Source organism: Hymenobacter sp. BT491 (assembly GCF_014349165.1).
Lineage (GTDB): Bacteria > Bacteroidota > Bacteroidia > Cytophagales > Hymenobacteraceae > Hymenobacter > Hymenobacter jejuensis.
In genome coordinates this window covers 553,388-568,476 of record NZ_JACSJJ010000002.1, presented here as the reverse complement: position 1 = coordinate 568,476, position 15,089 = coordinate 553,388, and the positions used below count along the sequence as shown (strand labels likewise).

The window sequence follows — 15,089 nt, the reverse complement described above, 5'->3', positions numbered from 1 at the left end:
GAAGCTCGCGTTTTTGGCTGCCCGACGGCGTACTTTTGCAGGATGGTTAAGTTTATAAGTTCATATCGGTCGGCAGTGTTGCTGGCTCTGTTAGTTGGGTTATTTCCGTTATTAGTGCAGGCCCAGACAGGCGCTATCAGGGGTACTTTACTGGATGCTGCCACCAACCAGCCTTTGCCTTTTGCCAACGTTGTGCTGTTGCGGACCCAGGATTCCAGCTTTGTGGCCGGCGCGCAAACCTCTGACAATGGGGTATTTAGCCTTGTCAATGTTGCCGTTGGCAGCTATTCACTACGGGCGACGGCGCTGGGCTACCGCACCGGCCGCAAGCCCGTAGCCGTAACGGCCACCGCACCCGATCTACAGTTGGGCATTCTGCGCCTGCGCGCTACTGCTACACAACTCAAGGACGTGGTAGTGCAGGGCGAGCGCGCCGTGGTGCAGGGCAACCTCGACAAGAAAGTAGTAAACGTGGCCAAAGACCTGACCGCCGTGGGCGGCACGGCTTCCGATGTGCTTCAGAACGTGCCCTCCGTCACGGTGGACCAAAACGGTTCAGTGAGCCTGCGCGGCTCCAGCGCCGTTACCATCTTCATCGACGGCAAGCCTTCCGGAGCGGCGGGCGGCGGGCGGGCCACTTCGCTCGACCAGATCCCGGCCTCGCAGATTGAAAGTGTGGAGGTAATCACCAATCCATCAGCACGTTACGATGCTGAAGGCGCGGCGGGCATCATCAACATTGTGCTGAAGAAGAACCGCAAAGATGGCCTCAACGGCGTGGCCACCGCGGGCATCGGTTCCAAGGACAAGTACAACGGTTCGCTGAACCTGAACTACCACAAAGGCAAGGCTAACGTATTCAGTACCTACGACTTCCGCCAGGACCGCCGGACTGGCTATGGCTCCCTTGACCAAACCACGCGGGGCCAGGTTACCCGCACCGGCTCCAACGGGCTGCCGCAATCGACGGAGCAGCTGCTCACGCTGCGTCAGAACCGCCACGGCGTCAACTACAATACTTCGCATGCCCTGCGGGTGGGGGTCGATTACAGTTTTACGCCTGAGCAAACGCTGACTTTTTCGGTGCAGCCGCGCTACAACGAAGGCCACAGCTGGGAGAACATCTACTCGCGCCAGACCCGGCAGCTCTACGGGCAGGTTTCGCCCGACTCGGTAGGCACCAACAACCGCTACAACAGCACGCACAGCCAAAACCGCTCGGCCGACATCACGCTGGACTACCGCCGTACCTGGGCCGAGCACAAGGGCCGCGAACTGACGGCCAGCGCCATTTACACCCCTTTGCGCGGCCAGAGCACCCTCGATTCGCGCCTGTTTTACCTCGATGGCGGCGCCACGCCACAGCAGCAGCAATCCTTCCGCAACCAGCTCAACCAAGGCTCCGGGCAGGTGGATTACGTACAGCCTTTTGGTGAAAAAGGGCGGTTTGAAACCGGCGCCAAAAGTGTGTGGCGCCGCTACGACAACGATTATCGTTTCACCAGTTCCGTACCCCTGCGCTTCGACCCTTCCAACCGCTTTCTCTACCAAGAATATATTCAGGCGGCTTATGCTACTTATGGCAACGCCAGCGGCCACCTGAGCTACCAGGCAGGCTTGCGCGCTGAGCAAACCAACACCCACGGCGAGCAGCTTTCCACGGGCCAGCAGTTCCGGCGCAGCTACCTGAACATTTTCCCTAGCGCCGTACTGGCTTACGAGCTGAGCGAAGATCAGCAGGTGCGGCTGAGCTACTCCAAGCGCGTGCAGCGCCCCGACCAAGGTGAGCTGAACCCCTTCACTGACCGCTCCGATCCGCTCAACCTCAATACCGGCAATCCGTATCTGCTGCCCGAATACATTCACGCCGTGGAGCTAGGGCACCAGAAGTTTTTCGGTAAAAACAGCTCCTTCACCACCACGGCCTTCTACAACCTCGAAACCCAGACCATCAAAGGGTATCGGGAGGTTATTGCCGACCCGCTCACCGGCAACCAAGTCACCAGCAACACGCGCCTGAACCTGGGCGACGAAACCAACTATGGCCTGGAGTTGGTAGGCGCTACCAGCCTCGCTTCCTTCTGGAAGCTCAACGGTACGGCCTCGGCTTTTCGCCGTATCATCAAAGGAAGTGGCCCCAGCTCCGACATCAACAACAGTAACTTTGTGTACACCAGCCGGCTCAACACCACGATTACGCCCGTGAAAAAGCTGGATTTGCAAGTGTCGGTGAACTACCGCTCACCGGTCGTGACGGCACAGGGCCGTCGGCAGACGTCATTCAACACCGACTTTGCCGCCAAGTACACTGTCCTCCACGATCGGGGCAGTCTCTCGCTACGCGTTTCGGATGTGTTTAATACCCTGCGCTTTAACTTCGACGCCTATGGCCCCGGCCTCGACGCCGTAAGCCACAACAAGCGCGAATCGCGCATCGCGTTCCTCTCGTTCAGCTACCAGTTTGGGCAGCAGAACGCCGACAACGCAAACCAGCGCCGACGCCCGCAGCAAGGCCCTTCTGAAACAAACAGCGCCAACGGATTTGAATAGCGAGAATATCAATAATCAATTGAATATCAATCACTTGTGAATGTTCTCACAATGGTAGCCGCACGATAAAAGTAGTACCTACTTCCGGCGCCGGCGCTACTTCAATGCTTCCTTGGTGCAGCTGCATCACGCCCTGCACCAGCGCCAACCCAATGCCGTGACCCGGCACCTGCCGCGCATTTGCTCCCCGAAAAAAAGGCTCGAAAATGCGCGGCAACTCGGGGGCGGCAATGCCGCTGCCGTGGTCTTGAAATTGTAGAACGGCGTGTTCTGCGTCCAGCCCCAGTTCCACGCGCACTTGCCGGTCGGGCGAAAACTTGCAGCCATTTTCCAACAGATGCAGGAAGGCTTGCTCCAGCAGATGCGCGTCGCCGGGTACGGTGAGGGGGCCGTCGAGTTCGTCCAGCTGTGGGGCAAACTCCAGCTTTATTTGGTAGCTGGGGCGCCGGGCTTTCAGTTTGGCACCGGCCTGGTAAATCACTTCGTCGAGCGCTACGGGCTGCGGAACCAAGCGGAAGCGGTCGGCGCTGAGTTGGGCCAGTTCCAGCAGGTCGTTGGAAAGTTGATTGAGGCGCGAAATATCCTGCAACACCGAGCGCCACGTTTGCTCGTGCTCCTCGGCGGTGCGCGCTTTGATGAGTGTGACCTCTATTTGGCCGGTGATCATGGTGAGCGGCGTGCGCAGCTTGTGCGACGCGTTGATCACAAAGCTGCGTTGGCTCTCGAACACGTTTTGCAGGCGCGCAAGCAAGTTGTTGAGGCTATGGAGTAGCGGCGCCTCCGCTCCTGATTTCGCATCAAGTGACAAGCGCTGGTTGAGGCTGGAAACGCGGATTGCTTCTACTTGAGCCGCCATTTCCTGCAACCTTCGGCGCGTGCGCTGGCGCTGCCAACCCATCACGCCTCCCACCAAAGCCGCGCCCGCCAGAAAGCCCAGGAACAAGAACAGAATCATGTGTTACGCGTGGCGGTCTTCGAGGATGTAGCCGATGCCGTTCAGCGTATGAATGAGTTTTGGCGAGAAATCCTTGTCGATTTTTTTGCGCAGGTAGTTCACGTACACGTCCACTACGTTGGTGCCCGTATCGAACGACAGATCCCAGACTTTGCCCACAATTTCCTGCCGCGTGAGCGCACGCCCTTGGTTCAGCATGAAAAATTCTAATAATGCTAACTCTCTGGCAGTCAGATCAATACGCTTGTCACCGCGTTTCACAAGTTTGCTGCTGCCGTGCAGCTCTAAGTCGGCCACTTTCAATACGCTCTCTTCACCCGCGCCGGCGTAGCGGCGGTGCAGAACCCGCAGCCGCGCCAGCAACTCCTGAAACTCAAAGGGCTTGACCAAGTAGTCGTCGGCGCCGGCGTCGAAGCCCATGAGCTTGTGGTCCGTCGAGCCCATGGCCGTGAGCATGAGCACGGGCAGTTGGGCGTACTGCTGGCGAATGAAGCGGCACAACTCAAACCCGCTCATTTCGGGCAGGTTAACGTCCAGAATAACCACGGTGTAGTCGGCGGCGGCCAGCATCCGTTGGGCCGAAGCGGCATCCAGCGCCACGGCCGCTTCCAGCCCGTAGTCTTGCAGCCCGCTTTTCAGGAAAGAAGCTACTTTCAACTCATCCTCTACGATCAGTATTTTCATCACAAACGGTTCAGGATTAGCAGGTTTGAAAAAATAATGACTGCCGATGCTACGACTGTGGGTGGTGTTTTTACTATCGCGGGAGGGCTTGGCAATACGTTTTGAACAAGTTAATGTACTACAGGTTTTGAAATTTTCGGGGCCCCACGCCCCTACGGCACGCCCAGCGCATCGTCGCCGTCGAAGGGCGGAATGGCCAGGATGGGGCTGCGCCCGGCACCCGTGCTCATCGAGTAAATGGAAGGCGCCTGAAACAGCTCACCAGACAGTTTGCGCAGCCCCTCAGGCGCTACCTGATACCGAAAAATCGTGTCGTATTCGGCAAAATCACGCCGCACATCCACTTCCAGATCGCGGATTACGCCGCCGTGCAGGTCGTACACCCAGCCGTGCAAATGCACTTTCGCCTGGCGCTGATATGCCTGTTGCAGGGTGTCGGTCTGGTGCAGATTATAAACCTGCTCGATCACGTTCAGCTCCACGAGGCGGCGGTAGCGTTCCTCTTCAGTTTCGAGCTTGCCCAACTCGTGCTGGTGGCGTTGCATCACCTCCCGCACGCTGCTGAGCCAGCTGCTAACTACCCCGGCTTCTACGTTTTGCATGGCGGCTTTCACGCCCCGGCAGCCGTAGTGTCCGCACACGATAATATGCTGAATGTGAAGCACATCCACAGCGTACTGCAACACCGACATCAGGTTTAGATCGGTACTCACCACCAGGTTGGCCACGTTGCGGTGCACAAACACTTCGCCGGGTGCTGTGCCCGTTATCTCACTGACGGACACGTGGTTATCGGAGCAGCCAATGAACAGGAACTTGGGGGTTTGCTGCGCCGCGGCCTCGAAGAAACGCGGATTGCGCCGTAGCTTTTCGGCTACCCAGTTGCGGTTGTTTTCGAAGAGCTTGTAATAGGCCTCGAAGTCGGCTTCTTTGCCACTGACGTGCGGCTGCTCGGCGATGGTTTGGGCGTAGCTGTCGCCGGTGCGCAGAAAAATCAGCTGGATGTTGCGCTGCCGGGCTGTTTCGCGGAAGTTCTCGATGGCTGCCACCACGTCGCGGTCGATGTAGGCGGAGTTGGTGCCGTCGATTTCCACGGTCGTGTCGGCCGGAATGTCTTTGAGCACGGTCATGATGCTGGCTTTGTTCAGAAACGACACGTGCTCGCCCAAGCTAATGCGCAGGTGCTCTTGGCCTTGTACCGTATAGTGCTGAAAAAAGTGAGCGTTCTTGTAGGTTTCGCGCAGGATAAAAAACAGCCCAACCACCGCGCCGATACCGATGCCAATCAGCAAATCGGTGAGCAGAATGGCCGCGATGGTGACGATGAACGGCAGAAACTCGGTCAGGCCGGCTTGGAAGTGCTGCTTGAAAACGCTGACGCGCGCCAGTTTGTAGCCCGTAATCAGCAGAATGGCCGCCAGTGCCGCCCACGGTACCATGTTGAGCAAGCGCGGAAACAGCACCACGCTCAGTAGCAGAAAACTGCCGTGCATCAGAGCCGCCAGCTTGGTGCGCCCGCCGGCGTTGATGCTCACCGAACTGCGCACGATCACCGACGTCAGGGGCAAGCCGCCCAGCAAACCGCTCACAAAGTTGCCGACACCCTGGGCTTTTAGCTCGCGGTTGGTGGGCGTTTTGCGCTTCAGCGGGTCTAGTTCGTCGGTAGCTTCTACGGCCAGCAACGCTTCTAAACTAGCAACCAGCGCAATTGCGACGGCCGCCTGATAGACCAGTGGATTAGTGAGTTGCGAAAAATCGGGCAACGTAAACAGGCCAACAAACTCGGCAGCGCTCTGCGGCACGGGTAGCTGCACCAGGTGCGTACCGCCCAAGGCATACGCCGGGTTGAGTGCCCGCGCCACTTCGTTTAAGCCCACGCCCAGCAGTACCACCACCAGCGCGGCCGGGATTTTCGAGAACACGGCATGCGTCTTAACAAAAGGTCGTTCCCAGCCCAGCAGTACGGCCAAGCACGTCGCAGCAATTGCCAGCGCCGTAAGGTTGATCTGGCGGATGGCGTGCGTGAGCAGGGCTTCGAGGTTGCCGCCGTTCCACGAAAACAGCGCTAAAGATTCTACGGCGTCGGCGTCGTAGCCGAGCAAGTGCGGTATCTGCTTCAATATCAAGATGATACCGATCGCCGCCAGCATTCCTTTGATCACTGACGAAGGAAAGAAGTTGCTGATGATGCCGGCCTTCGCCACGCCCAGTACGAGCTGCATCACGCCGGCCACGCAGATGGCCAGTTGCAGGGCTTTAAACGAACCCAGTGATTCTAAGCCACTCACTACCACCAGAATAAGGCCCGCTTCCGGCCCCGAAATACTCACGGCCGAGCGGCTCAGGGCGCCCACCACCAAGCCGCCCACGATGCCCGCAATAATGCCGGCAAACAGCGGCGCCCCGGAAGCCAGCGCTATGCCCAGGCACAGCGGCACGGCCACCAAAAACGACACCAGGCCGCCCTGTAAGTCGCTTTTGAAATAAGAAAAATCCCAGCTACGGGGTTTTGCAGATGCAGTGTTCATAGGCGTTCGGAAAAGGCATGAGGGAGTTGGCGCTGCCCAAAAGCAGCGTTGCAACAGGATGTCTAACAGGAAAAAACGGGCCGATCCGCTACAATCGGCAGCGCCGGGAGCTGTATTTAACAGGACTGCTCATCGGCTTAGCGGGCAAAAAAGCGTCGAAAACAGAAGGTTGAATTTTCTTCTACAAAGGTAAAACCAAACCTTATAGCCAGAATTAAAGCCAGGTTATAAGGCTATTAGAATTTCGTTAGAACATTATTAGAAAACGATAAGAACGCCGACGCCCCTCGCGCAGCAGGGCACGCGAGGGGCGTCGGCGGACTGTAAGCGGTGCCGGCCTTTGTTACTGCTTGGGCTGCAACAGCTTCGTCTGGTTCGTTTTCAGATACTTAGTGGCGTGCACCACTTGATAATCGGGGTTGGCGGCCAGCAGTTCTTCCTGTACGCCCACATGGGCCAGACCCAGCATCACCAGCACGCGCCGGGCCTGAGTCTTTTGCTGGGCCCGCAAAATATTGGAGTAGATTTTCAGGTTGCGGTTGTAGAACAACGTGATGTAATGTGCCCCCACGTAAGCCAAATCCACTTTGCCTAAGTCGTTGGTATTCGTGCCGGTAGCGGAAAACGCGCCGTTGGTGACCAGCGCCGGCGTATTGAATTGCACCCGATGGATCAGCGAAACCATCGTGGGCGTGTTGGCCAGGGCAATGTAATCGTAGACCGACAGGCTATCGTGCTGCACCAGCCGCTTCAGCGGCCGGGAAGTCGTCTGCAACTTCAGCAAGCCTTGCTTGAAGGCCTCGATGTTGTCGCCGGTGGCTAATAAATTTTGCGACGTAGCGGCATAGTAATCAACGCCTTGCGGAGCCGGCAGATCTAGCTCTTTCGCCAGCGCAAAGCCCACCTGATACCGTTCGCTGCGCCCCGTGGGCAACGCCGAAAGCTGGAGTTGTCCGCTCCGGTACAAGGCGTACAAGCTGTCGATCTCGGGTTGCTCCTTGGGCTCGGCTTCCAGCAGTATAGCATCGGGCCGAAACTGCTTTAAGCGCGCGCGCAGCTTGGCCAACTCCGCCTGCTTTTTGGCGCTGAACACATCCGAAGAAGGCTGCTTGTTGTAAAGCTGGTTTAGGTGATCGAAACCCACCACCATCACCTGGATCTCGTCGGGGCGTGTGCGCTGGGCATTTGCCGCCGACGTAGCCAAGGCAAGGAGGCCAAGAAATACAAACGCTTTATTTATACAAGTATTTGATAATGAGATATTTATGTTAATCATTATTTAATTTCAAAAGTATACCTGCGCAAACTAATCAAGAAACCGGATTTCTCTAGAGGGGCAGCAAGGCCGTAGCCATCCCCTCCGACTGCACGCCGACCACGCTTTTGCCGCCGTTGGTTTTCATTCGAATAACGGCTCGCCCGTTGTAGACCTGCACCTTGCGCGAGCCCGACGACGTGCCTAAGTCGTCTAGCAGTTGTCCGTCGCCGCTGAGCGAAAAGCTCACCCAATTGACGGCATCTAGGCACTGCACGCCATGGGCATCGAGTAGCTTCACCTGCACCGTGGCGAGGCCATTTTGCTCAGCTGTTTTCTCCAGAATGAGCTTGGCGGGTTTGCTCCATTTGGCGGTTTGGTAGCGCTGCCGAATCTCGTCCTGCACCACCGTTTTGCCCTGGCGGGCTACCACTTTAATGGTGTTTTCGCCCGCGTTATCGAAGGTCACCAGCCACCGCAGGCCCGCCGCCGGGAAATCCTGGCTGTTGCGCTTTTTCACGCCGTAGCTTTTGCCATTGACAAACAGCTCAGCCTGCTCGCAATTCGAGTACACTTTCACCATCTTCTGCTCGCCGGCCTCGCCCCAACGCACCGGCCATGAGTGCCCGTAGATGTGCGCCATCGGCGTGGTGGTCCAGTACGACTGAAAGACGTAATACGCTTCTTTTTTGGTGAAATCGCGCTCGATCACGCCCTTCTGGTTCATGTACGGTATGGGATTGTCGGGGCGAACAGGCGTCGAGAAATCCTTGAAGGGCCAATACGCCGTGCCGCTGAGCCAGGGCATGGTTTCTTGCTCCTTCAGGTGCCAATCGACGAGGTTGCAGAGGTAGCTTTCGCTCCAGTCGCCGTCTTTCGATACGCGCGCGCTGCCGCCAAACAGCGACGCGTCGCCGGAGCGCTCGTCGGCGCCCTGCCCCCGGCTGATTTTGGCCAAAGCATTGTCGGGGTTTTCGGAGTGTCGGCCGGCGTGGCTGTCGCCGCCCCACTCGACGTGCAGAAAGCGCTTCACGCCCTGAAACTCCTTCTCTGTCACTTCTTTGTACTCGGTGTAGATGCCGCGGTACCAGCCCGCCCAGATCGAGGGCGAATACACATCGGGGATATCCTTGCAGAAATCGCAGCGGCGAATGGCCGTGTAGCGCGAAGCATCGAGCTGGTGCGAAAGCGCGTTCAATTCCTTCATGAACGTGCGGATTTTCTCCTTATCAAACTCCGGAAAATCGCCGGGCCAGTCGTTCTCGTTGCCCAAGCCCCAGATGATGACCGCCGGGTGGTTGTAGTGCTGCTCAATCATGTTGGTGAGCATGCGCTTGGCCTGGCTCTGGTACACCTCTCCGCCCAAGCCGCCCCGGCACCACGGAATTTCCTCCCATACCGTAATCCCCAGACTATCACACAGTTGCAAAACAATACGCGATTGCTGGTAATGGCCCAACCGGATGAAGTTGACGCCCATTTCCTTCATCATGCGCATTTCCTGCCGAATCATCGGCTCGGTCATGGCGGCGGCCACGCCGGCGTGGTCTTCGTGGCGGTGGGTGCCGCGCAACAGCAGGCGCTTGCCGTTGAGCAGAAACGGCCCTTTTTCAACAAATTCGATGTGCCGAAAACCTACTTTTTCGGTCTGTACATATGCATCGGAGCCGGCTTTCACCGTCACCTGCACTGTGTACAGATTTGGCTTGTCCGGCGACCACAGCTGCGGGTTTTTGACCCGAAAGGCATGAAGCTCCTGCTTCCCTGCTTTTACCGCCACACCAGCCTGATACCTCTCAACCTGCTTGCCTCTGGGGTCGAGAATTCGCACGTTGATTTCGGCTTTGGCCAGCTGGTTGGGGTTAAAGAAAGTTGCTTTGATCGTGAGTTGGCCCTGTTTTCCGGCTTTATCTACTTCGGCTTTGGCCGCTATTCTTTCCAGCGAAAGCGTCGGCACATACACCAGATTCAGGTAGCGATAAATGCCGCCGTAGACGTTGAAATCCGACAGATCAGAAGGGATCATTTCCAAATCGCGGGAATTATCGCTGCGAATGGAAAGCGGAATTTTGCCCTTGAACTGCGTTTTGTAAGCCTCCGTTTTCTGAAAATCGGCCACGGCCTGTGTGATGTCCACGGTCCACTCGTCGTAACCGCCCACGTGTCTCCCGACTTTGGTGGTGTAAATGTAGACCTCGGTTTTCTGGCCGGCGCCTTCAAAATGCAGCAGCGTGCGGCCGTTGGCGTAGGGGTTTTGCACCGTGAGTTGGGTGCGGTACCAGCCCGGGCCCTGGTAGTAATTCACGTCCGGATCGACGGCGTCGCGCGCGTTAAAACAATGGGGCAGCGTCACTTTTTGCCACAGCGGCACGCTTTCGGGGTTGCCCGCTACCACGGGGCGCACCGCTTCCCATACGCCGCCCAAGTCCTGCCGGACGAATTCCCAGTCGTCGTTTAGCCGGGTTCGCTGCTGGCCAAACGCAGTCGAAATGCTCAGCACCAAACCCAGCCAAAGCAGCAGTAACCTTCTATGTGTCAATGCGATAATAATTCCGTTTTCACTTTGAAAGCTCTTGTAAAACGCCGATCCTGCTTCGACTGCGCTCAGCAGGATCGGCGTTCTTAAGTTGATGGGCGTCAAGAGTCTAAAACAGGCTCTTTTGAATGCCCATTTCCAGCCCGCGCAACTCGGCTAAGCCCCGCAGGCGGCCGATGCCGGAGTAGCCCGGATTGGTCTTTTTGTGCAGATCGTCAAGCATTTGGTGGCCGTGGTCGGGCCGCATCGGGATGGCCAGGCCGCGTTGCTGCATGACGCCGAGCAACTCCCGCACCACGCCATGCATGTCTACGTCGCCTTCCAGGTGGTTGTCTTCGTAGAAATCGCCCTGCTCGTTGCGACGGGTGCTGCGCAGATGCACGAAGTTGATGCGCTCGGCAAACTGCCGCACCATTGCCGGCAAATCGTTGTCGGGCCGCACGCCGAAGGAGCCGGTGCAGAAGCACAGGCCGTTGCTCGGAGAAGGCACGGCGACGAACAGCGCCTGCACGTGGGCGGCGGTGCTTACTACCCGCGGCAACCCCAGAATTGGGTACGGCGGATCATCGGGATGAATGACCAGCTTCACGCCCACTTCCTCGGCCACCGGCACCACTTGCTGTAGAAAATAAATCAGGTTGGCCTGAAGCTTAGTCGCGTCGATTCCATCGTAAGCGTCGAGCGCCTGCTGAAACTGCTGGAGCGTGAAGCTTTCTTCGCTGCCTGGCAACCCGGCAATGATGTTGCGCTGAAGTTGCAGCTTGTCCGCCTCGCTCATGGCCTCGAAGCGGGCCTTTGCCACGGCTAGCTCTTCGGCAGTGTATTCCTGCTCGGCATGGTGCCGCTTCAGGAGCAGCGTGTCGAACGCTACAAAAGCCGCCCGCTCGAACCGTAGCGCCTTCGAGCCATCGGCCACAGTGTAGCTCAGGTCGGTGCGCGTCCAGTCGAGCACCGGCATGAAGTTGTAGGTAACGACGTAGATACCACAGCTTGCCAGGTTGCGCAGGCTCTGCTGGTAGTTTTCTATATATGTCTCAAAACCAGAACTTTGAGTTTTGATGGCTTCGTGCACCGGCACGCTTTCCACCACGCTCCAGAGCAGGCCGGCCGCTTCAATTTCTGCTTTTCGCCGCTGGATTTCCGCTACCGACCATATCACGCCATTCGGGATGTGGTGCAGGGCGGTCACGACGCCGCCGCACCCGGCCTGCCGGATATCTGACAGGCTCACGGGGTCGTTGGGGCCAAACCAGCGCATGGTTTGCTGCATGGAATACGCCATATTTTTTGCTTTAGATTAGGTTAAACACCCCCAAAAATGGAGAATCCACCGTCAACGCAGATCATCGAGCCGGTCACAAATTGCGAGGCGTCGCTGAGGAGCCACACCAACGCCCCTTGCAGCTCGTCGGGCTGGCCAAAGCGCTTGAAGGGCGTCTGGCGAATGACCAGTTCCCCGCGCGGCGTGAAGCCGCCTTCCGGCGTGGTGAGCAGGTTGCGGTTCTGTTCGGTGAGGAAGAAGCCCGGGGCCAAGGCGTTCATGCGCAGCTTGTCGCCGTAGCGATTGGCCATTTCCACGGCAAACCACTGGGTGTAGCAATCTACGGCGGCCTTGCCCATGTTGTAGCCCAGTACCTTGGTGATGGCGCGCTTTGAGTTCATGGACGAGATGTTCACGATGCTGCCCTTGCCCGACGCGGCCAGGGCCGGCCCGAAGACCTGCGTGGGGATAATCGTGCCCCACAGGTTCAGGTTCATCACCCGCTGCATGCCGGCAATGTTCAGCTTGAACACGTCTTCGGCCGGGTCTAGCACGCCGTCGGGCGCGTTGCCGCCGGCCCCGTTGACCAGCCCATCAATCCGGCCGAAGGTGCTGAGCAGCAGCTCGCGGGCGGCCACCAACTCGGCTTCCTGCAACACATCGGCGACCAAGGCCACCGCCCGGCCCCCTTGGCGGGTAATGGCGTCGGCCCGCGCGTGGGCGACCTCGGCGTTGCGGCCCAAAATGCCCACGGCTCCGCCCGCGGCCACAATGCCGTTGACAAACGAATCGCCCAGGATGCCCGTGCCACCGGTCACCACGATTACTTTCTCGCGCAAGGAAAAGCTGTCGTTCATGATACTTACTTAAGGGTTAGAGTCGAGTAGCTTTTGTAGCGCCACAGCGCTTCCAGGAAGTAGTAATCGGCGTACGCCAAGGGGGCATCTACTTCCGATTTGGAGGGTTTGTTACCGGTGCTGTGCTTGAGGAGAAAGTAATTATTGGTGCCGGGCGCGGCTAGGTATGTATCGGAGCACAAGCTGGTTAGCATTGCAACCGCAGCGCTATAATACTTCTTTCCTCCCTTAGCGTACTTGCTCAACTCCAACATTCCGGATGCCGCTACAGCCGCGGCCGAAGCATCGCGCGGCACCTGCGGAATGGCGGTATCGTTGAAATCCCAATAGGGAATGTGGTCGGCGATTTTGTTGGTCTGCTTAATGAAATAATCGGCCGCGCGGGTGGCTGCCTGCAAGTATTGGGGGTTGCCGGTTTCGCGGTAGAGCATCGTGTACCCATAAATAGCCCATCCCTGCCCGCGCGCCCAGCACGAGTTATCGGCAAAGCCCTGATGGGTCATTTGCCGGAGCAGCTTGCCGGTGGCCGGGTCAAAATCCAGTACATGGTAGCTGCTGTTGTCCTTCCGAAACCGGTAGCGCAAGTCGGTGTTAGCGTGCGATTTAGCGATATGAGCAAAGGTAGAATCCCCGCTCGCCTTCGACGCCCACAGCAGCATTTCCAGGTTCATGAGGTTGTCGACGATCACGGGGTACGAATACTGCGGAAAATCCCAGGAACGAATGGCGCCCACCACCGGACTGAAGCGCCGCGACAACGTAGTCGAGGCCTGCAACAGCACGTCCCGATACTTAGGGTTGTGCGTTTGCTGGAAGCCCTGCCCGTACGACGAGTACAGGATAAAGCCCAAATCGTGGGTGGTGGTCACGTTTTTTTCGGGTTCCAGCGTTTCGGTCCAGGCGGCGGCGCGGCGGCGCCAGGCCTCTTGCCCCGTGAAGCGGGCCACGTACCACAGGCTGCCGGCGAAAAAGCCGCTGGTCCAGTTGCGTGAAGAAGTCAGCAGAATCGAGCCGTCTTCTTTTGTGCTGCGGGGGTGCTGGGTGCTATCCGGATAGTGCTGGAGATAAGCCAGATACTGCTTTTCTGCCAGCGCAACAACGCGCTCGACCGGCACCCCGCTTGTTGTCGGCTGAGCAAACAACGCTTCGCCCGAAAGCAATAGCAACAACAGCACTAGCGCAGGTTTGAAAGTCTGAATCATAGGCAACAAACAGAAACGAGCCCTCGGCTAAGCGGCGCTCAACGGAAGGTTAGTCGCGGGTCAGAAGGCCCAGGGAACTCTGACGTAATCGGGATAAAGGGCGAATACTTTGGCGACTTCCAGCTCCGGATAAACGTGGCCGGCGTGGTTGTAGAGAGCCAGAATGGTGTTATTGTTCGTAGGCGCAACGTCCGGTCGCTCCATCTGTTTTTGCTGCAGCAGATAAGGCCGAAACCATGCTACGGCCTGACGCAAGCCGCGGCCGTCGGAGGTTGCATAGTGCCACAAATCCACGCCGGCCTTCGGGGCAAGCAAGGCCAGTTCTACCCAGCCCTGCAAATTCATGGTGGTGTAGTTCCAGGGCCGGGTGCGGGCTAGCTCCAACGGCTGCGAGCCATCGGGCTCTATCTGCGAAGCCAACCGCGGAATAGTCTGTTTTTCAAGGTGTTGCTTTGCCTGAGCTTTATCACCTGTAAATAACAGATAATCAACCACTTGCACATCGTAAAATGTACCGTGGTTATTTTTATTGTTGCCTTCCTCACGCCCGATCTGGCTGGTCAGTAGCCATTGCGTGAACTGTTTATACCAGCTTTTCAGGCCGCTTACCAGGTTGGCATCGCTGCTTTTGGCGCCGTTCATAAGGGCCAAGGCATCCGGAATTTCCGTCAGATGCCGGCTTTCGATGATGCCGTAGCTGCGCCCCTCCGCCATGCCCGGAATGCCTTGCCCAAAATTCAGATTTGGGTTCATCCGGGTGTCGGCATCCAGAAAAAACACGCGGAGCAGCTTGCTAGCGCGCGCAGCGTATTTTTCTTCGCCGGTAAAATAATACGCTAGCCCTAAGGCCTTTACGCCCTCGCAGACTTTCGTCAGGCTCTCGCTGTCCTTCAGGTTAGTCGATTCCGGGTTTTTCAAGCCGTCCTTCTGGACGTAGGGTTTTCTGTCGGGCTTGGTGGGGTCGGGCCACCAGTACGGAGCCTGCGACATGTAATCGTGTTTGTTGCCGCTGGGCGGCGATTGCACTTTGAAAGTAACTGCGTAAGGACCAGCACTTAACACTTTATCAGCTTCCGTTATGAGCGCCTTCACTTGCTTTACCTCCGAGGGACTACCCTTTGCATAAGCCGCTTTGTAAGCGGCCATTTGCGAGGCTTCAAGCAGCAGAAACGGGCTTGCGGGGGCGGCATACCCTGCCATCGCAACGGCCTGCAACAGCAGTACCACCACCCAGCCAAGCTTTCGTATTCCGCGCATCCGC

The 15,089-nt window shown here is 57.7% G+C and carries 10 protein-coding genes; 1 reads left to right on the top strand and 9 read right to left on the bottom strand.

Translation table 11 applies throughout. The annotated features are described in order from the left end of the window. The first annotated feature begins 75 nt into the window (after window positions 1–75). Window positions 76–2,550 (top strand): TonB-dependent receptor domain-containing protein, encoded by a 2,475-nt coding sequence (locus H9I52_RS08195; RefSeq protein WP_187453464.1) that lies wholly within the window; start codon window positions 76–78, stop codon window positions 2,548–2,550. A gap of 46 nt (window positions 2,551–2,596) precedes the next feature. On the opposite strand, the gene H9I52_RS08190 is transcribed toward H9I52_RS08195, so the two are convergent. The 9 genes from H9I52_RS08190 to H9I52_RS08150 all read right to left on the bottom strand — a co-directional run bounded on the left by H9I52_RS08190 (window position 2,597) and on the right by H9I52_RS08150 (window position 15,085). Beyond that, complete coding sequence (locus H9I52_RS08190) at window positions 2,597–3,505, bottom strand: sensor histidine kinase (protein ID WP_187453463.1); 909 nt, start codon at window positions 3,503–3,505, stop codon at window positions 2,597–2,599. A gap of 3 nt (window positions 3,506–3,508) precedes the next feature. After that, window positions 3,509–4,189 (bottom strand): response regulator transcription factor, encoded by a 681-nt coding sequence (locus H9I52_RS08185; protein ID WP_187453462.1) that lies wholly within the window; start codon window positions 4,187–4,189, stop codon window positions 3,509–3,511. A gap of 152 nt (window positions 4,190–4,341) precedes the next feature. Continuing rightward, a complete protein-coding gene (locus H9I52_RS23010; RefSeq protein WP_187453461.1) occupies window positions 4,342–6,717 on the bottom strand; it encodes a SulP family inorganic anion transporter in 2,376 nt (791 codons plus the stop codon). 343 nt (window positions 6,718–7,060) lie between these two features. After that, window positions 7,061–7,921, bottom strand: a complete 861-nt coding sequence (locus H9I52_RS08175) for a DUF5694 domain-containing protein (protein ID WP_262385992.1) — start codon at window positions 7,919–7,921, stop codon at window positions 7,061–7,063. A 124-nt stretch (window positions 7,922–8,045) separates the two neighbouring features. Further along, window positions 8,046–10,511, bottom strand: a complete 2,466-nt coding sequence (locus H9I52_RS08170) for a glycoside hydrolase family 2 TIM barrel-domain containing protein (protein WP_222940438.1) — start codon at window positions 10,509–10,511, stop codon at window positions 8,046–8,048. Between the two features lie 106 nt (window positions 10,512–10,617). After that, entirely contained in the window at window positions 10,618–11,790 is a 1,173-nt protein-coding gene (gene uxuA / locus H9I52_RS08165; protein WP_222940437.1) for a mannonate dehydratase, read from the bottom strand. Between the two features lie 20 nt (window positions 11,791–11,810). After that, window positions 11,811–12,626 carry an SDR family oxidoreductase gene (locus H9I52_RS08160; RefSeq protein ID WP_187453460.1) on the bottom strand — a complete coding sequence of 272 codons (816 nt, stop codon included), beginning with the start codon at window positions 12,624–12,626 and terminating at the stop codon, window positions 11,811–11,813. Window positions 12,627–12,631: 5 nt separating this feature from the next. Next, window positions 12,632–13,828 (bottom strand): glycoside hydrolase family 88 protein, encoded by a 1,197-nt coding sequence (locus H9I52_RS08155; RefSeq protein ID WP_187453459.1) that lies wholly within the window; start codon window positions 13,826–13,828, stop codon window positions 12,632–12,634. A 60-nt stretch (window positions 13,829–13,888) separates the two neighbouring features. Next, the gene (locus tag H9I52_RS08150; protein WP_187453458.1) at window positions 13,889–15,085 is read right to left on the bottom strand and encodes an alginate lyase family protein; all 1,197 of its coding nucleotides are present in this window, start codon (window positions 15,083–15,085) and stop codon (window positions 13,889–13,891) included. Window positions 15,086–15,089: the final 4 nt, after the last annotated feature.

Coding starts and splice junctions, on each gene's coding strand:
- uxuA (WP_222940437.1), bottom strand. CDS start 11,790: ATGGCGTATTCCATGCAGCAAACCATGCGCTGGTTTGGCCCCAACGAC.
- H9I52_RS08190 (WP_187453463.1), bottom strand. CDS start 3,505: ATGATTCTGTTCTTGTTCCTGGGCTTTCTGGCGGGCGCGGCTTTGGTG.
- H9I52_RS08150 (WP_187453458.1), bottom strand. CDS start 15,085: ATGCGCGGAATACGAAAGCTTGGCTGGGTGGTGGTACTGCTGTTGCAG.
- H9I52_RS23010 (WP_187453461.1), bottom strand. CDS start 6,717: ATGAACACTGCATCTGCAAAACCCCGTAGCTGGGATTTTTCTTATTTC.
- H9I52_RS08160 (WP_187453460.1), bottom strand. CDS start 12,626: ATGAACGACAGCTTTTCCTTGCGCGAGAAAGTAATCGTGGTGACCGGT.
- H9I52_RS08185 (WP_187453462.1), bottom strand. CDS start 4,189: ATGAAAATACTGATCGTAGAGGATGAGTTGAAAGTAGCTTCTTTCCTG.
- H9I52_RS08155 (WP_187453459.1), bottom strand. CDS start 13,828: ATGATTCAGACTTTCAAACCTGCGCTAGTGCTGTTGTTGCTATTGCTT.